Source organism: Roseovarius sp. THAF9, assembly GCF_009363715.1.
Taxonomy (GTDB): Bacteria; Pseudomonadota; Alphaproteobacteria; order Rhodobacterales; family Rhodobacteraceae; genus Roseovarius.
Genome location: NZ_CP045404.1, coordinates 2,077,664 through 2,100,726, shown reverse-complemented (window position 1 = coordinate 2,100,726; position 23,063 = coordinate 2,077,664). Strand labels below are relative to the sequence as shown.

The 23,063-nt window shown below is 63.7% G+C and carries 25 protein-coding genes; 12 read left to right on the top strand and 13 right to left on the bottom strand.

Annotated features, from left to right (window positions below; translation table 11 throughout):
* Positions 1–2: 2 nt before the first annotated feature.
* Positions 3–815 (bottom strand): nucleoside triphosphate pyrophosphohydrolase, encoded by an 813-nt coding sequence (gene mazG, locus FIU86_RS10400; protein WP_152475024.1) that lies wholly within the window; start codon positions 813–815, stop codon positions 3–5.
* Positions 816–879: 64 nt separating this feature from the next.
* On the opposite strand from mazG, the gene FIU86_RS10395 reads away from it, so the two are divergent.
* Genes FIU86_RS10395 through FIU86_RS10385 form a run of 3 tightly spaced genes read left to right on the top strand, consistent with a single transcriptional unit; the run spans position 880 to position 3,450 of the window.
* Positions 880–2,049 carry a M20 aminoacylase family protein gene (locus tag FIU86_RS10395; protein WP_152475023.1) on the top strand — a complete coding sequence of 390 codons (1,170 nt, stop codon included), beginning with the start codon at positions 880–882 and terminating at the stop codon, positions 2,047–2,049.
* Positions 2,050–2,066: 17 nt separating this feature from the next.
* Positions 2,067–3,029, top strand: coding sequence for an agmatinase (gene speB, locus FIU86_RS10390; protein WP_152475022.1), 963 nt, complete (start codon positions 2,067–2,069; stop codon positions 3,027–3,029).
* Positions 3,030–3,042: 13 nt separating this feature from the next.
* Positions 3,043–3,450, top strand: coding sequence for a DUF1499 domain-containing protein (locus tag FIU86_RS10385; protein WP_152475021.1), 408 nt, complete (start codon positions 3,043–3,045; stop codon positions 3,448–3,450).
* On the opposite strand, the gene FIU86_RS10380 is transcribed toward FIU86_RS10385, so the two are convergent.
* Positions 3,445–3,666 carry a hypothetical protein gene (locus FIU86_RS10380; protein ID WP_152475020.1) on the bottom strand — a complete coding sequence of 74 codons (222 nt, stop codon included), beginning with the start codon at positions 3,664–3,666 and terminating at the stop codon, positions 3,445–3,447. The genes FIU86_RS10385 and FIU86_RS10380 overlap by 6 nt on opposite strands.
* Positions 3,667–3,728: 62 nt before the next feature.
* Here FIU86_RS10380 and prfA point away from each other — a divergent pair, with 62 nt between their 5' ends.
* The 3 genes from prfA to FIU86_RS10365 all read left to right on the top strand — a co-directional run bounded on the left by prfA (position 3,729) and on the right by FIU86_RS10365 (position 6,435).
* On the top strand, positions 3,729–4,778 hold the full coding sequence (gene prfA / locus FIU86_RS10375) for a peptide chain release factor 1 (protein WP_152475019.1): 1,050 nt from the start codon (positions 3,729–3,731) through the stop codon (positions 4,776–4,778).
* Complete coding sequence (gene prmC, locus FIU86_RS10370) at positions 4,775–5,614, top strand: peptide chain release factor N(5)-glutamine methyltransferase (RefSeq protein ID WP_152475018.1); 840 nt, start codon at positions 4,775–4,777, stop codon at positions 5,612–5,614. The genes prfA and prmC overlap by 4 nt, the downstream gene beginning before the upstream one ends.
* Positions 5,615–5,835: 221 nt before the next feature.
* Complete coding sequence (locus FIU86_RS10365) at positions 5,836–6,435, top strand: DUF4167 domain-containing protein (protein WP_152475017.1); 600 nt, start codon at positions 5,836–5,838, stop codon at positions 6,433–6,435.
* A gap of 35 nt (positions 6,436–6,470) precedes the next feature.
* Here the strand turns inward: FIU86_RS10365 and rsmA are convergent, their stop codons facing one another.
* From rsmA to lptF, 6 genes are read right to left on the bottom strand one after another with little or no spacing between them, the layout of a single operon-like run.
* The gene (gene rsmA / locus FIU86_RS10360; protein WP_152475016.1) at positions 6,471–7,307 is read right to left on the bottom strand and encodes a 16S rRNA (adenine(1518)-N(6)/adenine(1519)-N(6))-dimethyltransferase RsmA; all 837 of its coding nucleotides are present in this window, start codon (positions 7,305–7,307) and stop codon (positions 6,471–6,473) included.
* Positions 7,304–8,284, bottom strand: coding sequence for a 4-hydroxythreonine-4-phosphate dehydrogenase PdxA (gene pdxA, locus FIU86_RS10355; RefSeq protein WP_152475015.1), 981 nt, complete (start codon positions 8,282–8,284; stop codon positions 7,304–7,306). Before pdxA ends, rsmA begins: the two co-directional genes overlap by 4 nt.
* Positions 8,281–9,525: a peptidylprolyl isomerase gene (locus FIU86_RS10350; RefSeq protein ID WP_152475014.1), complete on the bottom strand. Its 1,245-nt coding sequence runs from the start codon at positions 9,523–9,525 to the stop codon at positions 8,281–8,283. Before FIU86_RS10350 ends, pdxA begins: the two co-directional genes overlap by 4 nt.
* Positions 9,525–11,753: an LPS-assembly protein LptD gene (gene lptD, locus FIU86_RS10345; protein ID WP_152475013.1), complete on the bottom strand. Its 2,229-nt coding sequence runs from the start codon at positions 11,751–11,753 to the stop codon at positions 9,525–9,527. The genes FIU86_RS10350 and lptD overlap by 1 nt, the downstream gene beginning before the upstream one ends.
* Positions 11,750–12,841 (bottom strand): LPS export ABC transporter permease LptG, encoded by a 1,092-nt coding sequence (gene lptG, locus FIU86_RS10340; RefSeq protein WP_152475012.1) that lies wholly within the window; start codon positions 12,839–12,841, stop codon positions 11,750–11,752. Before lptG ends, lptD begins: the two co-directional genes overlap by 4 nt.
* On the bottom strand, positions 12,838–13,977 hold the full coding sequence (gene lptF, locus FIU86_RS10335) for an LPS export ABC transporter permease LptF (RefSeq protein ID WP_172977575.1): 1,140 nt from the start codon (positions 13,975–13,977) through the stop codon (positions 12,838–12,840). Before lptF ends, lptG begins: the two co-directional genes overlap by 4 nt.
* A 192-nt stretch (positions 13,978–14,169) precedes the next feature.
* Between lptF and FIU86_RS10330 the strand changes: the two genes are divergently transcribed.
* The gene (locus FIU86_RS10330) at positions 14,170–15,642 is read left to right on the top strand and encodes a leucyl aminopeptidase (protein WP_152475010.1); all 1,473 of its coding nucleotides are present in this window, start codon (positions 14,170–14,172) and stop codon (positions 15,640–15,642) included.
* Positions 15,642–16,097: a DNA polymerase III subunit chi gene (locus FIU86_RS10325; RefSeq protein WP_152475009.1), complete on the top strand. Its 456-nt coding sequence runs from the start codon at positions 15,642–15,644 to the stop codon at positions 16,095–16,097. The genes FIU86_RS10330 and FIU86_RS10325 overlap by 1 nt, the downstream gene beginning before the upstream one ends.
* Positions 16,098–16,126: 29 nt before the next feature.
* Here FIU86_RS10325 and FIU86_RS10320 read toward each other — a convergent pair whose 3' ends face one another.
* The 4 genes from FIU86_RS10320 to FIU86_RS10305 all read right to left on the bottom strand — a co-directional run bounded on the left by FIU86_RS10320 (position 16,127) and on the right by FIU86_RS10305 (position 19,826).
* The gene (locus FIU86_RS10320) at positions 16,127–16,570 is read right to left on the bottom strand and encodes a hypothetical protein (RefSeq protein ID WP_152475008.1); all 444 of its coding nucleotides are present in this window, start codon (positions 16,568–16,570) and stop codon (positions 16,127–16,129) included.
* A 116-nt stretch (positions 16,571–16,686) separates the two neighbouring features.
* The gene (locus FIU86_RS10315) at positions 16,687–17,268 is read right to left on the bottom strand and encodes a TIGR02281 family clan AA aspartic protease (RefSeq protein WP_152475007.1); all 582 of its coding nucleotides are present in this window, start codon (positions 17,266–17,268) and stop codon (positions 16,687–16,689) included.
* 25 nt (positions 17,269–17,293) lie between these two features.
* Entirely contained in the window at positions 17,294–17,914 is a 621-nt protein-coding gene (locus FIU86_RS10310) for a MarC family protein (RefSeq protein WP_152475006.1), read from the bottom strand.
* 46 nt (positions 17,915–17,960) lie between these two features.
* Entirely contained in the window at positions 17,961–19,826 is a 1,866-nt protein-coding gene (locus FIU86_RS10305; RefSeq protein ID WP_152475005.1) for an ABC-F family ATP-binding cassette domain-containing protein, read from the bottom strand.
* Positions 19,827–19,958: 132 nt separating this feature from the next.
* Between FIU86_RS10305 and ndk the strand changes: the two genes are divergently transcribed.
* Positions 19,959–20,381 (top strand): nucleoside-diphosphate kinase, encoded by a 423-nt coding sequence (ndk, locus tag FIU86_RS10300; protein ID WP_152475004.1) that lies wholly within the window; start codon positions 19,959–19,961, stop codon positions 20,379–20,381.
* Positions 20,382–20,451: 70 nt separating this feature from the next.
* On the opposite strand, the gene FIU86_RS23020 is transcribed toward ndk, so the two are convergent.
* Complete coding sequence (locus FIU86_RS23020) at positions 20,452–20,577, bottom strand: hypothetical protein (RefSeq protein ID WP_302848739.1); 126 nt, start codon at positions 20,575–20,577, stop codon at positions 20,452–20,454.
* Positions 20,578–20,775: 198 nt separating this feature from the next.
* Here FIU86_RS23020 and FIU86_RS10295 point away from each other — a divergent pair, with 198 nt between their 5' ends.
* From FIU86_RS10295 to FIU86_RS10285, 3 genes are all read left to right on the top strand, one after another.
* A complete protein-coding gene (locus FIU86_RS10295; protein ID WP_152475003.1) occupies positions 20,776–21,408 on the top strand; it encodes an XRE family transcriptional regulator in 633 nt (210 codons plus the stop codon).
* An 85-nt stretch (positions 21,409–21,493) separates the two neighbouring features.
* A complete protein-coding gene (locus tag FIU86_RS10290) occupies positions 21,494–22,387 on the top strand; it encodes a glutamine amidotransferase family protein (RefSeq protein ID WP_152475002.1) in 894 nt (297 codons plus the stop codon).
* 1 nt (position 22,388) lies between these two features.
* Positions 22,389–23,060 carry a GXGXG domain-containing protein gene (locus FIU86_RS10285; RefSeq protein ID WP_152475001.1) on the top strand — a complete coding sequence of 224 codons (672 nt, stop codon included), beginning with the start codon at positions 22,389–22,391 and terminating at the stop codon, positions 23,058–23,060.
* Positions 23,061–23,063: the final 3 nt, after the last annotated feature.

Here is a 23,063-nt window from a genome sequence, read left to right as displayed (position 1 = left end):
TCTCAGGCCTTCTCCTCGGCCTTGGCCTGGTCCCAGAGCGTGTCCATTTCCGCCAGATCGGACTCTTGCGGCGTTTTCCCCTGTTCGGCCAGCAACGCCTCGATCCGCTCGAACCGGCGGGTGAACTTGGCGTTGGCGCGGCGCAGGGCCTGTTCGGGGTCGACCTTCATGTGGCGGGCGAGGTTGGCCATGACAAAGAGAAGATCGCCGAATTCTTCCTCGACCTCGTCCGGGCCGAGCGTGTCGGCGGCCTCTTTCAGCTCCTGCGCTTCCTCGGTGATCTTGTCGAGGACGTGCGAGGCATCGGGCCAGTCGAAGCCCACCCGTGCCGCGCGTTTCTGTAGCTTGACCGCGCGCAGAAGCGCCGGCAGGCCGACCGCAACGCCGTCCAGGACGCCGGTCTGGGCCTTTGCTGCCCGTTCGGCCGCTTTGACGGTTTCCCAGTCGCGGGTCTGCTGTTCGGCGGACTTGTCGCGGCTCTCGTCGCCAAAGACATGCGGGTGGCGGGCCACCATCTTGTCGGCGATGCCATTGGCCACGTCGTCGAAATCGAAGAGCCCCTTGTCGTCCGCGATCTGGGCGTGGAACACGGCCTGTAACAAGAGGTCGCCAAGCTCGTCGCGCAGGTCGCTCCACTGGCCGCGCTCGATGGCGTCGGCCACCTCGTAGGCTTCCTCGATTGTGTAGGGGGCGATGGTGCCGAAATCCTGTTCGATGTCCCACGGGCAGCCGGTGTCGGGATCGCGCAGCGCGCGCATGATCGCGCGCAGCCGGGGCATCCCGCCCCTGGGGTCATGGATCAGGTCATCGGGCATTGCACCCTCCTTGGTTCTGGCGTTGAGTGGACCCTGACCGCAGAGCAAAGAGGAGTCCAGACGCTTGGCCATCATCAACCGGATCACGGGGTTCGCAGACGACATGACGGCGTGGCGCAGGCATTTGCACCAGCGGCCCGAACTTGGGTTCGACTGCTACGAGACCGCGGCCTTCGTGGTGGAGCGGTTGCGGGAGTTCGGGATCAGCGAGATCGAGACCGGGATTGCCCGGACCGGCGTGGTGGCGGTGATCGAGGGGCAGGGGCCGGGGCCGACCATCGGCTTGCGCGCCGACATGGACGCGTTGCCCATCGAGGAGACGACCGGCGTGTCTTATGCCTCGCAGACGCCGGGCGCGATGCATGCTTGTGGGCATGACGGTCACACCACGATGCTGTTGGGCGCGGCGCGCTACCTGGCCGAGACGCGCAATTTCAAAGGCCGCGTCGCGCTGATCTTTCAGCCCAGCGAGGAAGCGGGGCCGGGCGGCGGTCGGATCATGGTCGAAGAAGGCATCATGGAGCGGTTCGGGATCGAAGAGGTCTATGCGCTGCACACCATGCCGGGCGATGCCGAGGGGCGGTTCTGCACCACGCCGGGGCCGATCATGGCGGCGGTGGACACGTTTCACATCGACATCACCGGGCAGGGCGGGCACGGCGCCTTTCCACACCACACGCGCGACCCGGTCGTGGCGGCGGCGGGGATGGTGCAGGCGATCCAGACCATCGTCAGCCGCAACCACCATGCCTTGCAGGATCTGGTCGTGTCGGTGACGCAGATCCACACCGGCAGCGCCGAGAATATCGTGCCCGAGACGGCCTATGTGAACGGCACGATCCGCACCTTCGCGCCGGACGTGCAGCAGATGGTGCACACGCGGCTGACAGAGATCATCGCGGGGCAGGCGGCCTCTTACGGAGTCGAGGCGGCCCTGCGGATCGAGACGGGCTATCCGGCGACGGTGAACCATGCCGGCCAGACGGCCTTTGCCGCCGAAGTCGCAGGCGAGGTGTCGGGCCCGGACAAGGTGCAGACCGACCGGCAGCGCGAGATGGGGGCCGAGGATTTCGCCTTCATGCTGAACGCGCGGCCCGGGGCCTACCTTTTTCTGGGACAGGGCGAGGGGCCGGCCCTGCATCATCCGGGCTTTGATTTCAACGATGCGGTGGCGCCGGTGGGGGCGTCGTTCTTTGCCCGGCTGGTGGAGCGGGCGCAACCGCTGAACGATTAACAACGGAGGCAGCAAAGATGGCGCTTGAGGATGCGAAGAAACAGGTGGACCAGGCGTTCACGCGGGACGAGTTGCGCGGGTTGTCGTTCGAGAACGCCTTTGGTGGCGCGCCGTCCTTTCTGCGGCGGAAATACAACAAGGACCTGGACGGCGTGGACGTGGCCATCACAGGCATCCCGTTCGACCAGGCGGTGACCAATCGCAGCGGTACGCGGCTTGGTCCCCGCGCGGTGCGCGAGGCGTCGAGCCTGCAACCGTTTGATCCGCCGGTCTACTGGGACGGCTACAGCCCGTTGGAGGCGCTGGCGATCGTGGACTACGGCGACATGGCGTTTGATTACGCCAAGGTGTCGGAGTTTCCCGCCGCCTTGACCGAACATATCCGGGGCATCCTGAAAGGCGGGGCGGCCAGCATCGCGATTGGGGGCGATCATTATATCTCGTTCCCGATCCTGCGCGCCTATGCCGAGAAATACGGGACCCTTTCGCTGCTGCATTTCGATGCGCATTCGGACACCTGGGCCGATGACGACATGGATCGGATCGACCACGGCACGATGTTCTACAAGGCCGTGAAAGAAGGGCTGGTGGACCCTGCACGCTCGATCCAGGTGGGGATCCGCACAGTGAACGAGGACAACTTGGGTGTGCCGACCCTGACCGCGCGAGAGGTGCACGAGATGGGGCCCGCCGCCGTGGCCGAACGGATCAGGCAAGTGCTGGGCGACGCGCCGACCTACATGACTTTCGATATAGATTGTCTCGACCCGGCCTTTGCGCCGGGTACGGGCACGCCGGTCTGGGGCGGGCTGGCCAGTTGGCAGGCCGCCGCGATCCTGCGCGATATCGCGGGGATCAACCTTGTGGGCGGGGATATGGTCGAGGTATCGCCGCCGTTCGATACCACAGGGGCCACGGCCATTGCGGGCGCGCATGTGGTGATGGAGATGCTGTGCCTTTGGGGCTGGACGCGACGATAGGGAGGGATAGCCCATGTATATTCTCACGCGGATCATTGTCGTTCTGGTGCTGGCGCTCATCGCGCTTGGGGTCTACGTGCGGCTTGCGCCGTCTTACGTGGAGGACTGGCATAACCTGCCGAACGAACTGGAACCCGGTGACGGCCAAGGCCGCGCCGTGCGCGTGGTGCCGGACGCGGGCGAGACGCTGGAACGGCTGGACGCGATCATCCGCGACACGCCGCGGACCACGGTGCTGGCAGGCTCGGTCGACGAGGGGATGATCACGTACATCACCCGGTCGGCGCTGTGGGGATTTCCCGACTATACCACGGTCGCGCGGCGGGACGGACAGATCGTGCTTTATGGTCGGCTGCGGTTCGGCAAGTCGGATATGGGCGTCAATGCCAAGCGGCTGGACGGGTGGCTGGCACAGCTATGAGCTGAGGCAGCCGTCGGACACCTTGCGCCACATCGGCACGTTCAGCGACATCTGGCATTGCGCCATGAAGCTGCGGCCGTCGACCTGCATGCAGATTGTCTCGCCCATTTCGACACGCGTACCGGACTTGTCGGTGCAGTAGCATTCGACGGTTTTTCCCTGCGCCGAGGCCAGCACGGGGGCGAATGCGAAGAGAAGGATGAAAATCCGTTTCATGCCACCATGCTAGCACAGCTTGGCGACTTGACCAAGCGCGTGGAATAGGCAACACCGCGCGGATGGTGCCTTTGGACAAACTTCGCGAGATCACGCAGCGGTTCGAGTATATCGAGGCGCAGATGTCGGCCGGGACGGGAGATATCGCGCAGCTCGGCCGGGAATACGCCGAACTGCGCCCGGTGGTCGAGGAAATCCGCGCCTATAACGAAGTGCTGGACGGCATCGAGAACGCCCGCGCCATGCTGGACGACCCCGAGATGAAGGAGCTGGCCGCCGAGGAACTGGACGCGCTGGAAGAGCAACGCCCGGGCTTGGAGGAACGGTTGCAACTGGCGTTGCTGCCACGTGACAAGGCCGATGCGCGGCCTGCGATCATCGAGATCCGGCCCGGCACGGGCGGCGAGGAGGCGGCGCTGTTTGCTGGTGACCTCTTGCGCATGTACCAGCGCTATGCCGAGGCGCGGGGCTGGAAACTTGAGATCATCGAGTTCAGCGAGACCGAGCTGGGCGGGGTGAAGGAGGTCGTGGCCAATATCAAGGGCGAGGGCGTTTTTGCCCGGCTGAAGTTCGAGTCCGGCGTGCACCGGGTGCAGCGCGTGCCGGAAACGGAATCGGGCGGGCGGATCCATACCTCTGCCGCCACGGTGGCCGTACTGCCCGAGGCCGAGGACGTGGATATCCAGATCGACCCCAACGACCTGCGGATCGACACGATGCGCAGTTCCGGCGCCGGCGGCCAGCACGTGAACACCACCGATTCCGCCGTGCGGATCACGCATATTCCCACCGGCATCGTCGTCACCAGTTCCGAGAAGTCCCAGCACCGCAACCGCGAGATCGCGATGCAGGTGCTCAAGACGCGCCTTTTCGACATGGAACGCCAGAAGATGCATGACGAACGCTCGGCCAGCCGCGCCGCACAGGTGGGCTCGGGCGACCGGTCGGAGCGCATCCGCACCTACAATTTCCCGCAAGGCCGTATGACCGATCACCGGATCAACCTGACGCTCTACAAGCTGGACCAGGTGATGCAGGGCGACCTGGACGAGGTGATCGACGCGCTGATCACCGATGCTCAGGCCGCGCTCCTGGCGGAGATGGAAGGGTGAGCCAGACGGTTGCCGACCTCGTGCGCCATGCCGGGGTCGTGCTGAAGGCCGCGGGGATCGAGGACGCCCCGCGCGAGGCGCGCGCCCTCGTGGCGCTCTCCCTGGGCGTTGCCCCTGATCGCGTTCGTTTGTTGACCGACGAAAATGTCCAACCCGGCGCAATGGCGAAACTGAGAGATCTGCTGGATCGCCGTGCGGGCCAACGTGTGCCGATGTCCCACCTCACAGGGTGGCGCCACTTCTACCGCCATCGTTTCGAGGTGAGCGGCGCGGTGCTCGACCCACGACCGGATACCGAAACGCTGGTTGAGGCCGCGCTGTCCCATCCTTTCAGTCATGTGCTCGACCTTGGTACAGGCTCGGGTTGCATCCTGCTGTCGCTGCTCGCTGCGCGCGCGGAGGCTGCCGGTGTGGGGACCGATGTTTCGCCCGAGGCCCTCGCGCTGGCAGACCGCAATGCCAGGCGCCTCGGCGTCTCCGAACGCTGCCTTCTGCTCAACTCCGACTGGTACGAGGTTGTCGAAGGGCGGTTCGACCTGATCGTGTCGAACCCTCCCTACATCGCGGCCGCCGAGATGACGGAGCTAGAGCCGGAGCTGAGGCATGAGCCGCGCATGGCGCTGACCGACGAGGGCGACGGGCTGTCAGCCTATCGCCGGATCGTGCCGGAGGCCGTGTCACATTTGCGCCAAGGCGGGCGCTTGCTGGTTGAAATCGGTTGGACACAGGCCGCAGATGTCAGCCGTCTGTTTCGGCAAGCCGGCTTCCAAGAAGTCTCGGTGGTCCGCGACATGGAAGGCCGCGACAGGGTGATCAGCGGCGTATTGCCGGCGTGACCCGTGGGAAATAAGCTGTTTCGCCCGGATTTTTGGCAATTTTACCAGCTTACCCCTTGTTAAACCTGCCGAGGCGTGTTTACTGAGGACTACCACGGCGTTGAGGGTCTCTGTGACACCCGCACGTGAGTTCAAGCCAGCACATTGATCCGGTCATTTTCGACGCGAGGGGCGTCACCCGGAACAAACGGCGCTTCAAGCAATAGGGCTGACAAAAACTTATGAGATCATCGAAGTCACGTTCGCGGAACAAGTCCAACCGCAACCGCTCGTCCCTGGGCAATGTCGTCAATCGCGTGTTCGACAGTTCCGGCCCCGAAGGCAAGGTGCGCGGGACACCGCAGCAGATCATCGACAAGTACAATCAGCTTGCCCGTGACTCGCAATTGGCGGGGGACCGGGTGCTGACCGAGAATTTCCAGCAACACGCGGAACATTATCTTCGGCTTCTTGGATCGGCGCAGAAGGAACAGGATCAGCGCCGCGAAGAGCAAGAACGGCAGAACCGCGAACGTCAGGCCGAGAAAGATCGTGAGCGCGCCCAGCGCCAGGAACAGGAGTCCAACGGCGGGGGCGACCAGGGCAAGGGCGGCCAAGGCAAGAACGACCAGGGCAAGGGTAACGAAACCCGTTCCGACGCGATGCAAGGCGATTTCGAGGGCGATAGCGGGCTTGTGGAAACGCCCGAAGATCAGTCCGGTGAGAAACCGCAAAAGCCCAAGCGCAGCCGTAAACCGCGCAAGAAGCCCGATGAGGGTGGCAAAGACGGCGGTGACCAGGGGCAGGGCGGCGATTCCGACACCTCAACCGCGGCGGAATAATCGCCCCGATACAAAGGGTTTCCAAAGGGCGCGGATCAGCCGAGATTTCTGGCAAGCGCGCAGAATTGCTCCAGACCGACGGTCTCGGCGCGATCCGTCGGTTTGATGCCCGACGCAATAAGCCTGTCCTCGATATCGGGCGCCATCCCTTTCAACGCCGCGCGCAGCATCTTGCGCCTTTGGTTGAAGGCGCGCGCAACCACCTGTTCCAGTGCCTTCGGGTCTGCCGGGAAACGTGGCGCTGCGAGGGCCTCGAGATGCACCACCGCGCTCGACACTTTCGGCGGTGGCGTGAACGCGCCGGGCGGCAAATTCAGCATGATCTGCGCTGACGCACGCCATTGCGCCAGCACGGCAAGGCGTCCGTAAGCTTTTGATCCGGGCCGTGCGACGATGCGTTCGGCCACTTCGCGCTGGAACATCAGAGTCAGGCTTTGCCAGAAGGGCGGCCAGGATCGGGGCGTCAGCCACCGCACCAAAAGCTCGGTTCCCACATTGTAGGGCAGGTTTGCCGCGACCTTGATGGGCGGCGTCAGGCGCGCGCCCGGGTCGACCTCAAGCGCGTCTCCATTGACGACCTCCAGCCGTCCGGGATAGGCACTGGCGATCTCTTCCAGCGCGGGAATGCAGCGTGCGTCCTTTTCCACCGCAAGGACGCGCCGCGCCCCTTCGGCAAGCAGGCCGCGCGTCAGCCCGCCGGGGCCGGGGCCGATTTCCAGCACATCGGCGTTTTCGATATCCCCCGCCATGCGGGCGATCTTGGCGGTCAGGTTGAGGTCGAGCAGAAAGTTCTGGCCCAAGGATTTGCGCGCGCTGAGCCCATGGGTAGTGATCACGTCGCGCAACGGGGGCAGCGAGTCGATACCGCTCACGCGCGGATCCGTCCCAGATGGGCGGCAAGGCGCACAGCCTCGATCATCGACGAGGCATTGGCGACGCCTTTGCCCGCGATATCAAGCGCCGTGCCATGATCGGGCGAGGTACGCACGAAGGGCAGGCCTAGCGTGACGTTGACGCCGCGGTCGAAATCCAGCGTCTTGATCGGAATCAGCGCCTGATCGTGATACATGCAGATTGCCGCGTCATACCCTGTGCGGGCGCCGGAGTGGAACATGGTGTCCGCGCTGAGCGGGCCGCGCAGGTCCATGCCTTCGGCTCGCAGCTTGTCGAGGACAGGCGTGATCACCTCGATCTCTTCGCGCCCCATCTTGCCGCCTTCGCCGGCATGCGGGTTGAGACCCGCAACCGCGATACGGGGCACGAGAATGCCGAAGTCACGGATCAGCCCGTTATGCGTGATGCGGATCGTCTGCTCAAGTATCTCGGGCGTCAGGGCAGCCGGTACCTCTGACAGTGGCATGTGAATTGTCGCGGGAACGACGCGCAATTGCTCGCTGACCAGCATCATCACCACATGCGCCGTTTTCGACATCTCCGCCAGGAATTCGGTATGTCCGGGAAAGGCGAACCCGGCTCCGTCCTGCAACGCCTTTTTGTGGATCGGGGCCGTACAAAGCGCGCTGACCGCCCCTTCCTTCAACAGCGTGACCGCGGTGGTGATCATGTCGATGACCGCCTGCGCATGGTCCGGGTTGGGCTGCCCGTGGGTCAGCGGACCGTCGAACCGATGCGATAGCACGGGCAGCGCCGTTTTCCCGACCTCAACCACGTCTTCCAGTTCGTCGATACAGACCACGGGTACGTCTTTGGCCAAGTGGTCGGGGTCGCCCAGGTACAGCACCGGCACCTCATGACGCAGCGCGTGCCAGGCCCGGGCCGCGATTTCAGGCCCGATGCCCGCGGGTTCGCCGCAGCTGATGGCGACGGGCAGGGCCGGTGCCGAGGTCATTCCAGTTCGACGATCCGGGCCGCCGCGCGCAACTCCTCGAGATAGGCGCTGGCGTAGCTGTCCAGCCGCTGGCTTCGAATGAAGTTGGTGATTTGATCGGCGTCGGGCGCTTCGCCGTCGGTTTTTGGCGTCCGGCTGCACAGCATCAATAGCACCAGCGTCTGACCGCCTGCGCGCGTCACACCTGTGGAGATTTCGCCCGGGTCAAGCTTGGCCAGCTCGAATCGGATGTCATCGGGGATCTCGGACGGTGCCTTGCTGCCTCGTTCCAGCACCCTTTCGGGCTGGCCCTGCGCGATGCCGTACAGGTCGTTGCAGGTATCGGTATCCGCGTCGATTTGGTTGGCGCGGGCCAGGGTCTGCTGGGTGCGGCCGCCGTCGATATAATAGGCAGCGTACTCGATTTCCGCGTATTCCTGCTCAGGCTGCGGGATTTCCTCGATGTCGCGCAGCTGGAACAGGGCGATGGCGCCTTGCAGCGGCAGCGGGTTGCTGACCTCGCCGGGGGCAAGGGCGAGGACCACCGAGCGCAGGCCTTCGGGCAGATCGGTGACCGCGACCCAGTCCATCCGTCCGCCACGCCCGGCGCTTTCGGTGGCCGAATAGCGCCGCGCGGCGGCGGCAAACTCCGCCTCGCTCGTGTATTGGCTGATCTGGTTCGCACGCTCTTGCACCGTCTGCGGGTTGGCGTTGGCAAGCGGCATGATGATTTCGGACAACAGCACGCGCACGCTGGTTTCGCGGCCGAACGACAGGCGGGCGCGGTTTACGTCGTCTTCGTCGACGTTGATGCGCGGAACGAAGCGCGCGCGGGAGAATTCGCGCCACGTCAGGCCGGCGCGGACAAACTCGCGATAGGTCGAGGCGTCGACACCGGCCTGTCCCAGAGAGCTGATCATCTGCTCTGCATCCATGTTGGCGCGGCTTGCGAATTCCTCCATCCCGGCCATGAGCGCGTCGTCGGTGATGACGAAGCCCGCCGCGTTGGCGGCGTCCAGCTTCAGCCGATCCTCGATCAGCTGTTCGCGTGCCAGTTCGACGGGGTCACCCGGGGCGCGGAACAGTTGCAGCATCCGCGCCCGCTGTGAGATCTCGTAGCGGGTGATGGCCATGTCGTTGACCTTGATCACCGCGTCGAACGGGCTTTGCTGGGCCCGTGCCGGACCAGAGCCGGTCAGGGTTGCGGTGGCGAAAAGGAAAAGCGCCAGCAGCGCGGAAGTAAGGTGTGTAAGTCTTGGCATCATTGCTCGCATGTCCGGACGTAGCTTTTGTCGCGTGTCTTGGTTGTAAAGCCGCGAAGGCCAACCGTGAAACTTATATCGGTCGATGGCACGAGGATAGTGGAAGAGGTGAACCGACGCGAGGCCGAAAGCGAAATGTCCACGCACTCGTTGGTGTAGGTGACCCCAAGGCCCGCCCGCACGGATTCGTCACTGGCCACGTCGTAGCGCCAGTCGGCGCTGCCGGTCCAGTGCCGCGATAGGCGGTAGGAGGCGTCGAAGGCCCATTCCGAGATGTTGTCGGGCCGGGCTTCGGCCGGGTCGTTGCGCAGCCAGATATAGGTGCCGCCGACCGTTGCGCGGTCGTTGCGCCAGCTGGCGCGGGCCTCGGCCTTGGTGGTGACGAAGTCGTCATCGAACAGGCCGCGCGCGGTGATGGCCAGCCCGTCATCGGTCTTGAACTGCCCCGCGATCAGAAGGTCCGAATAGCGGTCCTGCAGGCCAGACGAATTGGTAAAGGCGAACCCGCCGGCGGGATCGACCTCGGCCTCGTCGCGCACAACCTGCCCGACCGCGAACGAGCTTTGCCAGCCTTTGCTTCCATAGCGTGTCCAGCTGATACCATAGGCCGAGTTGAAGCCGCGTTCCCGCCGGTCGGGCGCAGTAAAGCGCGAGGTGGCGAAAAGATTGCCCTCGTCAAATTCGATCCGCGTGCTTTCGTCGTTGGGCACCAGTGGGTTGCTGCCCCCGACCCACGAAAGTTGCATGACCGGCTCGATCACGTGGGTGGCGCCCGCCGATGAGGTTTTCAACAGCGGCCAGCGCAATTCGACCGAGGCCGAGGGCGTGACCTCAACCGCCTCGGACCGGCTGGTGATGCCCGCCTGCTGCACATGAAAGCTGTCGATGGCCAGCCCGACCTGTGCGCTGGTCAGCACTCCTGCGCCAATGGTCCAGGACCGGTGCCAGTCCGCGCTGACGGTAAATCGCGCCACGTCGCGGCCATCCGCGAAGGGGTCGAAATCGGCACCGTCGACGGCCAGGTTCGACGACCGGTAATGCGCGTGGCTAAGAACGCCGAGCCGGATTTCGCCGCCGGGCGCATAGCCCAGCTGGAACCGGCGCTCGTATTCACCGTTCGACACGATCGTGGGCAGGGTCGAATTGCTTTCCCCCGCGCGCAGCGAACGGAAATTCGTCAGGGCCACGCGAATATATTCATCGCGCCGGGCGCGTTCGACCGAGATCTCGCTGTCCAGCCGGTCCTTTTCGGAATAGCCGTAATCCAGCAGGTAGGTGTCGTCGTTCACCGCCTCGATATCGAACCGCAGGGTGAAGTCGCGAGGCAGCGCGAAGGTGCTATTGGCGAACACATAGGATTTGAAGCTGCGTCCACCGATGTCGTCATCGCTCAGCGCGCCGGTCACCTCGATCGTGCCGTTGCGGAACGCCTGCCTATAGCGCAGTTCCAGCGTGCGGCTTTCGGTGGACAGATACGGCGTGACGGTCAGGTCCTTGTGATCGCCGATCCGGATGAAATAGGGCACCCGGGCGCCGAACCCCAGAAGCGACGAGTTGTTGAGCGACGGCACGAGAAAGCCCGTGGCGCGCTCAAGTGTAGGGTCGGGCAGGCGCAGGCGGGGCAAATAGAAGACCGGTGTGCCCAGCACCCTGAACTGCGCGTCATCGAAATAAAGCTGTTTTTCCTGCTGGTCGTGGACCACCCGGCGCGCGCGCAATTGCCAGAGTGGGGGGCTTTGTGAATTGCAAACCCGGCACGATGTGACGGCCGCCTTGTAAAGCTGGTTATAGCGTCCGTTCACCCGCGCCAATTCATTGGCGGCCAGCTGCACCTGGTCGTCCATCACAATCCGCGCGCCCGTCATCAGGCCGTTACGCATCTCGCGGTCCAGCTCGGCGCTGTCGGCCAGCACCAGCATGGTGCCATCGGCCTCTTCCAGCGAAATCGGCCCGGTTACCCGCAGAGTTTCGGTGGTCCGGTCATAGACGATCTCTGAGGCCTTGAGCCTGCGCCCGTCATAAAGCGCCTCGACATTCCCGCTTGCGACCAGTTGTTCGTTGCCGGACAGGAAAACGTCGTCGGCCACGAGAATGGCAGGCTGCGGCGCGTCCTGCGCGGCGGGCAGGGACGGATCGTCGCCGCCCTGCGCGACCGCGGCTCCGGTCCAGCAGATCAGCGCCGCCGCAAGGCATGTAATCCAAGCGCGTATTCCCGACCGGCGCGTCATCCGTCCTCCATGTGCAACAGGATGCCGGCGGCCAGCATGAACGAGGCGACAGGCGGCGCCCAGGCGGCGAGGTAGACGGGTATTTGACCGTTTTCGCCAAGGATCTGCGCGAAATTGCGAATGTAATGCAGCGTGAAACCCAGCATCACGGCAATGAGCACCGAGATTCCGGTGTTGCTGAGCCGTGCGTGCCGCATGGTAAAGGCCGCCGCGACCATCACGAGCGCGACAAGAAACAAGGGCCGCGACAGCTCCATCTGGAACCAAACCGCGTAGCGCCGCGCCGAGAAGCCGGCTTCTTCAAGCTGATTGATGAAACCCGGCAGATCCCAGAGCGAAATGTATTCAGGCTTGCCGAAACTGTCTATGATGCGGTCCTGCGTCAGCGCCGACGGCAATTCCAACTGCGCCACCTGGCGGGCCGAGGCCTCGGGGTTCTGCCCGAGCGTCAGTTCCCAGATCTTGGCGTTCTTCAACTCCCACTGGCCCGCGGCCAAGGTGGCGGTCTCGGCCACGATGCGCCGTTCCGGGTCCCCCTCGGGCGAGAAGTTGATGAATGTCGCCTCGTAAAGCGTGGTCACGTCGGAACTGGCCCTTGCGGCGTGGATGACCGTTTGGCCCTCGGCGCTGCCTTGGCGCAACCACAGCCCTTCGGAGGCAATCGCCAGAACGCTGGTGCCGCCGCCCATATACGTGTTGACCACGTCGTTATACCGTTTCGAGGCCGCCGCCACGAGCGGGTTCAGCATGGTGATCGACAGTATGCCGATCAGCGCGGCCACGGTGATCGGGGCCGCGAGACTGCGTAGGGCCGAGCGTCCGGCGGCCCGCACCACGACCAGTTCCGATGACCGCGCAAGCCGCAGATAGAGCGCCACGGCGGACAGGATCACGACCAGCGGCAGGATCTCATAATTCGCATGGGGGACATTCAGCAGCACGACGCCCAGCACTTCCACGAACGGCAGGTTCGGAAAATCCTGCAATTCGTCAACAAGGTCGATGAGCGCCAACAGGATGACGAAAACCGCCGCGATGGCGAGGAAGGTCCACAGGAACTTGCGGGCAAAGTAGTAATGCAGGATCATGCGGCGCTCTCCACCGGCCCCGGCGGACCCTTGCGAGGCCCGAAGGGCCACAGGCGGCGCCAGATACCTGGATACGCCGCAAGATAGAGAAGGACGATGGTGATCACGGAACCGATGCCCGTGGGCAGGTACATCAGCGGCCAGGCGCTTGCGCTTGCCAGAACGGCGCCGGACACGCCACCCTCGACCATCTTGATCAACACAAGCAGGGTAAAGGCGCCGACGATCTGCCACCAGACGCCGAAGCGGCTGTAGGTGCCGACCAGCAGCGTGGCAAATCCGATCAGCGCCGCGACCACACACATCAACGCCTGCGCGAACCGGCCATGCGCTTCGTAAAGCACTTCGGGCACGGTGCTGCCGGTGATCTCGGACATTTCCGCGGGCCGGAACAGAAGGTCGCCGGTAAGGACGAAGTCGACCCGGTTCAGATTGGTTGGATCGCGCGAGATCAGGCTGCTGATATCGTAAGAAAAATCATCAAAATGCGTGGTGAAGAGCCGGTTGCCCTCGGTGCGCAGGTTCTGCGCCAGCCCATCTACCATGACAAGCTTGGTTCCGCCGCCCTCCTGTACCAGATAGGCTTGGGTCGAGGTGTAGGTGACGGGCGTCTTGTCGTTGCGCCGGTCCGACAGGAAGACATCGCGCAACTCCCCCTCGGGCGTGATGTCGCGGATGTAGAACGTGATGCCGGGGGCCGGGTGCAAGAACTCGCCCTCGGTCAACAGCTTGGCCGTTATGTTCTGGCTGACCTCGGCCTGGCGCAGGCGCAGCTGGCTCAGGCTTTTGGGGATCAGGTAGTGGCTGAGAACCGACATCATGAGTGCGATCAAGCACCCGTAAATCAGCACCGGGCGGATCAGCCGCCAGGGCGAATACCCCGTGGCCTGCATCACCGTCAGTTCGGATTCGGTCGTCATCCGGTTGGTGACATAGACCGCGCCGGCAAAGGTCGCGATGGGCAGCACCACGCCGATCACGCCGGGCAGGGTCAGGGCCGTGAATTCCAGGAAAATCCAGGCAGGCTGGCCGTCGCCGATCAGCCGGTCGAACATCCGCACCGCCTTGTTGATCCAGAAGATCGACACGAGCACGAGTGCGAAGAACCCGAACAGCACCATGAATTGCGACAGCATATACCTGTCGAATCTGGTCACGCATCCCCCCCGGAACTTAACAGCATTTCGCGCCAAGTTATGCGATTTGCCAGCGGGGGAAAACCGGTAAAGCGACGCGGACCGGCGGTTTGCGGCCGGCACTGGCCTTCTCGCCCGCAAGACGCTAGGTCTGGGTACGACAAACAGACAATTCCCCACAAGGAGCATCGCATGAGCACCCCCGTTTCCGTCACCTTCACCGAGCTGGACCTGGACGCCATCGCCGAAGCGGAAGGGCGCGTCGCGGTGGTGGTCACACCGACCGGCAAGATGGGTCCGGGCGCGCGGCGTGTGAACCGGCTGACCAAGGGCGCGGTCAAGCGCCTGCTGGAAAGCGAGGCGTGGGAAAAGACCAAGCCCGGGCAGGTCGTCACGCTGGCATGGCCTACGGGTCTTGCGGCCAAGGCGCTGGACGTGCTGTGCTTGGAACGCGGGGCTGACCCGGTCGAAACGCGCAAGGCCGGTGCCGCCCTGGGCAAGCTGAAAGGCGACGCGCCGCTTCTGGTTCTGGCAGGCACCGCGCGGCGGCTGGGTGAACTGGCGCAGGGGATCACGCTGCGGGCCTATTCGTTCGACGCACGTAAATCCAAGCAGCCCGAGGAGCAGGGCGCGGTTTCGATCATGGTCGGCAAGCCTGACGAGGCGACCGAGACGGCGAAATCCGCGCTTGCCGTGGCCGAGGGTGTGCTTATGACCCGCGATCTGGTGTCGGAACCGGCCAACCACCTGACCACGACGGAATTCGCCAAGCGGATCAAGGAGATGGAGAGCCTCGGCCTCAAGATCACTATCCTCGAGGAAAAGGACCTAGAAAAACATGGCATGGGCCTGTTGCTCGCCGTGGGGCAGGGCTCGGCCTCGCCCACTAAGGTCGCGGTCATGGAATGGTCCGGCGGGCGAGATGGCGATGCGCCATTGGCGTTGGTCGGCAAGGGTGTGGTCTTTGACACCGGGGGGATCTCGCTGAAGGTGCCCACGGGCATGGAAGACATGACCATGGATATGGGCGGCGCCGGCGTCGTGACGGGCACCATGCGCGCGCTCGCGCTGCGGCAGGCCAAGGCCAATGTCGTGGGCCTTGTCGGGCTGGTCGAGAACATGCCGTCGGGCGAGGCCTATCGCCCCGGTGACGTGTTCACCTCGATGAAGGGTGACACGGTCGAGATCATCAACACCGATGCCGAAGGCCGCCTGCTGTTGGCCGATGTGCTGTGGTACGCGCAGCAGACCTACAAGCCTGCTGCGATCATCGACCTTGCGACGCTGACGGGGGCAATGATCATCGCGCTGGGTCATGAAAACGCGGGCGTGTTTTCCAACGACGACAATTTCGCCGACAAGTTCCTGCGCGCGGCCAAGAACGAGGGCGAGGGCGCATGGCGCCTGCCGCTGAGCGAGGCCTATGACAAGCAGCTCAAGTCCGACATCGCTGACATGAAGAACGTGGGCGGACGCCCCGCGGGGTCGATCACCGCGGCGCAATTCCTGCAACGTTTCGTCGAGGAGGGCACGCCGTGGATTCACCTTGATATCGCTGGTGTGGCGCGGGTGACCAAGGACACCGATTTCGCCCCCAAGGGCTCGACCGGCTGGGGCGTGATGAGCCTCGACCGGCTGGTGGCCGATCAATACGAAGGGGAGTGATGGGCGCGGTCTATTTCTATCACCTGACCCGCCGCCCTCTGGAGGCGACGCTGCCGATGCTGCTGGACAAGGCGCACGGCGCGGGATGGCGGGTGCTGGTACGCGGCACTGAGGAGGCGCGGCTGGACTGGCTTGACGAGAAACTGTGGCTGGGTCCCGAGGAGGGGTTTCTGGCGCATGGCCGCGCGGGCGGGCCGCATGACGCCCGCCAGCCGATCCTGCTTGGCACGGGGGAGGCCACCAACGAAGCCTCCTGCATCATGAGCATCGACGGCGCCGAGGTCTCTCCCGACGAAGTGCTGTCTCTGGAACGCACCTGCATCCTGTTCGACGGGAATGACGATCACGCCCTGAACCATGCGCGTGGCCAGTGGAAGGCGCTGACCGGCGCGGGCTGTGCGGCACAATACTGGTCCGAGGCGTCGGGCCGGTGGGAGAAAAAGGCCGAGGCCTGAAACGAGGTCTCGACCGGTATTCCCGGACCTCAGAACGACATGATCCGCGTATCGTCTGCCAGAAGGCGCGCGGCCATCTCGGGCGGCTTCGCGCTGTTGATTCCTTCGAGGAGGGCGGTGGCATCAACGCCCTTGTTGGGCAAATAGATCGCGCAAAGTTCGACCGTGCCGCCGGCCTCCAAGATCTTTTGCATCAGGCCTTGCGGACTCATGCCTTTGGGTTTTTGGGGCGCGGTCGCGCTTGCCGGGGCATCGCGGAGCGCAAGGTCTCCGGCGGGGCCGCAGAGCAGGGTGTAGGTCGTGGCGCCTTGCTGCAGCGCCTGCATGGTCAGGACCATGCTCATCAACTGGGTTTGGGGTTCCTCGCTTGTCAGGATCGTCACTAGAGATTTTGGATCTTCGGCCCGGGCTGGGGTGAGCGTCAACGCCGCCAGCGCGACGGCGGCGAGGGGTTTGAACAGAGAGAATTTCATGATGACAGACCTTTGTGCCGATATGTGATGGCACAAGTCTAGGGAGCGGTCTGCACCAACACTTTGACCCAGATCAATAATATGCAATAATTCGAATTATTGAATTTTAAGAGAGATCAGCGCGTCAGGATCATCTTGCCGCTGGATATCTCGACGCTGGAAAATCGTTCCAGGTAGCTCATGCCCAGCAGCGATTGGTCAAGCTCTCCGCCATTGACCGAGGCGGCGATGCCGCGGTCTTCCATTGGTCCGATTGTCAGGCTCTCCAGCCGCACGGGGGCCGTGCTGACCATGCCATTGGCCGTTCCCGCGCGTCCGACGAAGGCGAGTTCGTCGGTGTCGAGGCCCGCGCGCTCGGCATCGGCGCGGGTTAACACGATCAGCGTGGCGCCTGTATCTATAACGAAGTCCACGGGCGCCCCGTTTACTTGCGCGGTTACGTAGTAATGTCCGTCCAGGGCCCGGCTCAGTTCGATCTGGTCTTCGCCCAAAGTCGTGTAAGCGGCCGGGCTTACGGTGTTTCGTAGATCGCCCCAAAGGCCGACGGCGGCGATGGCACCCACGAAGATCAGCCCCCAGACCACCATGTACTGCACATTCTTTCCCAGCGAGGTCCGGTTCTGTGCAAAGAACCACGCCACCACGGCGGCGCCGAGGAGTACGAGATAGAGCAGGCGGGCGGTGTCATCTCCGGTCATGGTGCAAGATATAAGGAGCGGAGCATCAGCCCGCCAGTCCAAATCCCTTAAGCCCGTCCAGCACGAACTGAACCGCCAGCGCGGCCAGGAGCATCCCCAGCAGGCGGGTGATGACGTTGATGCCGGTTCGCCCCAACGCACGCTCCAGCAGACCTGCGGTCAGAAACAGGAGGAACACCAGGAGGACCACGCTGAGCATCACGCCGATGACCCAGGCCAGCCCTTCGACTCCGGGTTGCTGTCCGGCTAGCAGGATCACGGTGGTGATGGCCCCAGGGCCTCCGATCAGCGGTATGGCCAAGGGGTAGATCGAGGGATCCTCGCGGTCGTCTTCCTCGTCTGCCTGGTCCTTGCGCCGCTTGGTGCGCCGTTCGAACAGCATGTCGAGCGCGGTGAGGAACAACAGCAGACCGCCCGCGATGCGGAAGGCAGGCATGGAGATGCCGACGAAGTCCAGCACGGATTCGCCGAAACTGGCAAAGACGATCAGGATGAGGGCCCCGGCGATGCAGGACCGAAGGGCAATGGCGCGGCGGCGCGACGGGCTGTCGCCTTGTGTCAACGCCACGAACAGCGGGGTCATCCCGATCGGGTCGATGATGACGAAAAGCGCCACCCAGGCGGTGATGAGGAAACTCGGATCCATATGGCTTGGTTTGCGATGCGCTGCGCGGCTTGTAAACCGCCCAGTGTCAGTTTTCCACCGCGTCCAGCCGTTCCAGCGCGGCCATCCACAGCGCCTCGGCCCGGTCGAGCCCGTCCATCACCTCGGCATACTTGCGCTGCCAGGCTTCCATGTCGTTTGCCTTGGCATCGGCGTAGATCGTGGGATCGGCCAACTTGGCCGCGATCTTGTCGCGCATCACGTTCAGCTTTTCGACGCGCTGCTCGCAGGTCTTCACCTCCTGCCGCAGTTCAAGAACGGCGTCTCGAGAGGGGCGCTTGGGTTTCGGCGCGGGCTTTTCCGCGGGCAGCGTTGCGGCCGCCTTTTTCGGGGGCTTCTGGTCCAGCAGGGCGGCGCGATAGGTCTGCAGGTCGCCCTCGTAGGGTTTGACCGTGCCGTCCTTGACCAGCCACAGCCGGTCGGCCACCAATTGCAGCAAGTGCATATCGTGGCTGACGAGGATGATCGCGCCGGTGTAATCGGTCAGCGCCTCGACCAGCGCCTCGCGGCTTTCGATATCGAGGTGGTTGGTGGGTTCGTCGAGGATGAGCATATGCGGAGCATCCGTGGTGGCCAGCATCAGCGACAGCCGCGCCTTTTGCCCGCCCGAGAGTTTCGCCACCTTGGTGTCGGCCTGTTCCGCGCCTATGCCAAAGCCGCCCAGCCGCGCGCGCAGCTTGGCCTGGCCGTCATCGGGATAGAGGCGCCGGATGTGATCGAGCGGGCTTTCGTCGAGATGCAACTCGTCTACCTGGTGCTGGGCGAAGTAGCCCACGCGCAGTTTCGAGGCGGCGTGTTTCTTGCCGTCGAAAACCTCAAGTTTGCCGGATAAGAGCTTGGAAAGCGTAGATTTCCCTTCACCGTTGCGCCCCAGGAGCGCGATCCGGTCGTCCTGATCGATCCTGAGCGTCAACCGCTGCAAAACCGGCACGCCGTCATAGCCCGTGGCCACATTGTCCAGCCTCAGGATCGGGGGTGACAGCTGGTCGGGCTCGGGGAACGTAAAGCGGCGCAGCGCGGCCTCTTGCGGGCGCGAGATCGGCTTCATCTTTTCCAGCGCCTTGATGCGGGATTGGGCCTGCTTCGCCTTGTCCGCCTTGTAGCGGAAACGGTCGACATAGGATTGCAGATGGGCGCGGCGTGCCTCCTGCTTTTTCGCCTCGGCCTCGGCATTGGCGAGCCGCGCGGCGCGGGTTTCGGCAAAGGTGTCGTAGCCGCCCTGGTAGAGCGTCAGGTTGCGGTCCTCCAGATGCAGGATCGCGCCCACGGCGCGGTTCAGAAGCCCGCGATCGTGACTGATGACCAGAACGGTATGGGGATAGCGGGCGAGGTAGCTTTCGAGCCAGAGCGCGCCTTCAAGATCAAGATAGTTGGTGGGCTCGTCGAGCAGCAGGAGATCAGGCGCGGTGAAAAGCACGGCGGCCAGCGCCACGCGCATCCGCCAGCCGCCCGAGAAGGCCGAGCAGGGCTGGGCCTGTTCCTCGTCGGTAAAGCCAAGACCCTTGAGGATGGTCGCGGCACGGGCCTCGGCGCTCCAGGCGTCAATGTCGGCCAGCCGCGTCTGGATTTCAGCGATCCGCGTGCCGTCCGTCGAGGTTTCGGTTTCTGCCATCAACGCGCTGCGCTCGGTGTCGGCGGCCAGCACTGTGTCGATCAGCGACACCTCGTTGCCCGGCACCTCCTGGTCGACGCCGCCGATGCGGGCGCGTTCGGGCAGAGAGATCGTGCCCGTGTCCAGCGGCAGCTCGCCCCGGATCATGCGGAAAAGCGTGGTCTTGCCGGTGCCGTTGCGGCCTACCAGACCCACCTTGTGGCCCGCGGGAATGACGGCCGAGGCGCCCTCGATCAGGGGCCGGCCGGCGACCGAGAAACTTATGTCTTCAAGACGCAACATGCGCACCGCATGCCGTATCGCGCCCGCCCCGTCAATCGTAGCTTTTCAATCATGCACCCCCATGCTATCGGGGCGCCGAATGACGGCGCAGGCATGGGGTTTGCGCCATGACACTCACGAAAAGAGGCTAAAATGGCTGTCGAACGCACGCTCAGCATCATCAAACCCGATGCCACCAAACGCAACCTGACCGGCAAGATCAACGCCAAGTTCGAGGATGCCGGCCTGCGCATCATCGCGCAGAAGCGGATCCATCTGACCAAGGCGCAGGCCGGTGTGTTCTACGCCGTGCACGCGGAACGTCCGTTCTATGACGAACTGTGCGAATTCATGGCGTCCGAGCCGGTCGTCGTGCAGGTGCTGGAAGGTGAAGGCGCGATTGCCAAGAACCGCGAAGTGATGGGGGCCACGAACCCCGCAGATGCGGCCCCGGGCACGATCCGCGCAGAGTTCGCAGAGTCAGTCGGCGAGAACTCGGTCCACGGCTCTGACGCGCCGGAGACGGCGGCGGTGGAGATCGCATACTTCTTCTCGGGTCTCGAACTGGTCGGCTGACTGGATCGGAACGAGATTTCAGGAACGGCGTGGTCTTCGGATCGCGCCGTTTTTGTTTGCGCGCGGCGGTTCAGATCGCGGCGAAGTCGGTGAAGACCTGCCTGGACACGATCACTTTTGCACCTTGCGTCACCGTGCTGCGCGGTGACGGCGCGGGTTTCTGCGACTTCTGGGGGAGGTCGGGGGTCGTTGCCATTTGCCTGCTCCTTGTTATAGGTCAGACCGGCCGAACAGCGCCGACCGGCGCCTGGTTATCCGGACAGGATTACTACGGATGCGGGCATAAGTTTGGCGGGATTGTGGCGGAATTGTGGCAGGTCGCTCGAATTTTATATCGTAATTCCGGTCGAGACCGTGCAAGGGTAAGTTCCGAAACGACAAAAGTGCGCATACCATGGCCCCCGGAAAGCTGAATCAGGACCCGCATAAGGTTCGTGAACATCAGGACATGAACCTGGAAACAGCCATCGGGCGGGCCGTGCGCGAATTCCGCAAGACCCGCGGCATGACGGTAGCGGACCTGTCGGAGGCCACGGGCCTATCCGTCGGGATGCTGTCGAAGATCGAGAATGGGGTCACGTCGTCCTCACTGACCACGCTACAGGCGCTGTCCACCGCGTTGAGCGTGCCGATCACGGCCTTTTTCCGCCGGTTCGAGGAGCGGCGCGAGGTGGTGCATGTGAAGGCGGGCGAGGCAGTTGAGATGGATCGCGCCGGAACGCGTGCGGGGCACCAGTACAACCTGCTGGGCCATATCGGCGCCAATAACAGCGGTGTCGTGGTCGAGCCTTACCTAATCACGCTGAACGAGGAGTCCGACATCTTTCCCACCTTTCAACACGAAGGGATCGAGATGCTCTATATCCTCGAAGGCGAGGTGGGCTATCGCCACGGTGATCAGAGCTTTCATCTGCGGCCTGGCGACAGCCTGTTTTTCGACGCCGACGCGCCGCACGGCCCGGACGAGCTGCTGCGGCTGCCGATCCGCTACCTGTCGGTCATCTCGTATCCGCAAGGCGATCGATGAATATTCCCCAGAAGAATATTTAATTCCCCCTATTGCATCCGCCCGATGGTCGCATTAGCGTCTCTGCAACATAGGAGACATCGTCATGTGTGGAATCGTTGGACTGTTCCTGAAGGACAAAACGCTTGAGCCGCGCTTGGGCGAAATGCTGACTGATATGCTGATCACGATGTCCGACCGCGGGCCCGACAGTGCGGGGATCGCCGTCTACGGCACGGATCGGGACGGGCAGGCGAAACTGACGCTGCAAGCCGCCGAGCCGAGCCAGTTCGAGGGGCTCGCAGAGGAGATCGGCAAGGAGATCGGCGCGCGCATCGAGCAACGGGTGATCGACACTCACGCGGTGCTGAACCTGCCACAGGACAAGCTGTCGGCGGCGCGGCAGGCGATCAAGCGGCTGCGTCCGGATATACGGGTGATGAGTGCGGGCGATATTATCGAGATCTACAAGGAAGTCGGCCTGCCGGGGGACGTGGCAAAACGGTTCGACATTCCCAAGCTGACCGGCAGTCATGGCATCGGGCACACCCGCATGGCCACGGAAAGCGCGGTCACCACGCTGGGCGCGCACCCGTTTTCCACGGGCGCGGATCAGTGCCTTGTGCATAACGGCTCGCTCAGCAATCACAACGCGCTGCGCCGGCAGTTGGCGCGTGAGGGCGTCGAGGTGGAAACCGAGAACGACACCGAGGTCGCGGCAGCCTACCTGACATGGAAAATGCAGCAAGGTCATAGCCTTGGCGAAGCACTGGAGGCGGGGTTGGGCGACCTGGATGGGTTCTACACCTTTGTCGTCGGCACCAAGGATGGGTTCGGCGTGGTGCGCGATCCCATCGCCTGCAAACCGGCCGTGATGGCCGAAACCGATCAATACGTGGCCTTCGGCAGCGAGTATCGCGCGTTGGTGAACCTGCCGGGGATCGAGGATGCCCGCGTGTGGGAGCCCGAACCCGCCACCGTTTATTTCTGGAGCCATTGAGATGCAGATTTACGATTTGGAAGCGGATGGGCTGCGCGGGTTGAATGCCGCGCTGCAAGGAGCCAGCGGCAACGAGACCGGCTGGGAAGTGGTCAATCCGCGCGGCAGCCATGCGATTGCGGTAGGACTGGATGCGCCGCTGGATGTGACCGTGACGGGGTCGACCGGGTATTACTGCGCGGGCATGAATAGCCAAGCGACCGTGCGGGTCGCGGGCAATGTCGGGCCCGGTGTGGCCGAGAACATGATGAGCGGCACCGTGATCGTCGACGGCGACGCCAGCCAGTATGCCGGGGCGACCGGGCATGGTGGTCTTCTGGTGATCAAGGGCAACGCGTCGTCCCGCTGCGGGATCTCGATGAAGGGGATCGATATCGTGGTGGGCGGCAATGTGGGGCATATGTCGGCCTTCATGGGGCAGGCGGGGCACCTGGTGGTCTGCGGTGATGCGGGCGATGCGCTTGGCGACTCGATCTACGAGGCAAAGCTGTTCGTGCGGGGCAGCGTGAAAAGCCTCGGCGCTGATTGCATCGAAAAGGAGATGCGGCCCGAGCATGTCGAGAAGCTGACCGAGCTTCTGGAACAGGCGGGGATTGACGCAAATCCGTCCGAGTTCAAGCGCTATGGCTCTGCCCGCAAGCTCTATAATTTCGACATCGACAACGCGTATTGAGGA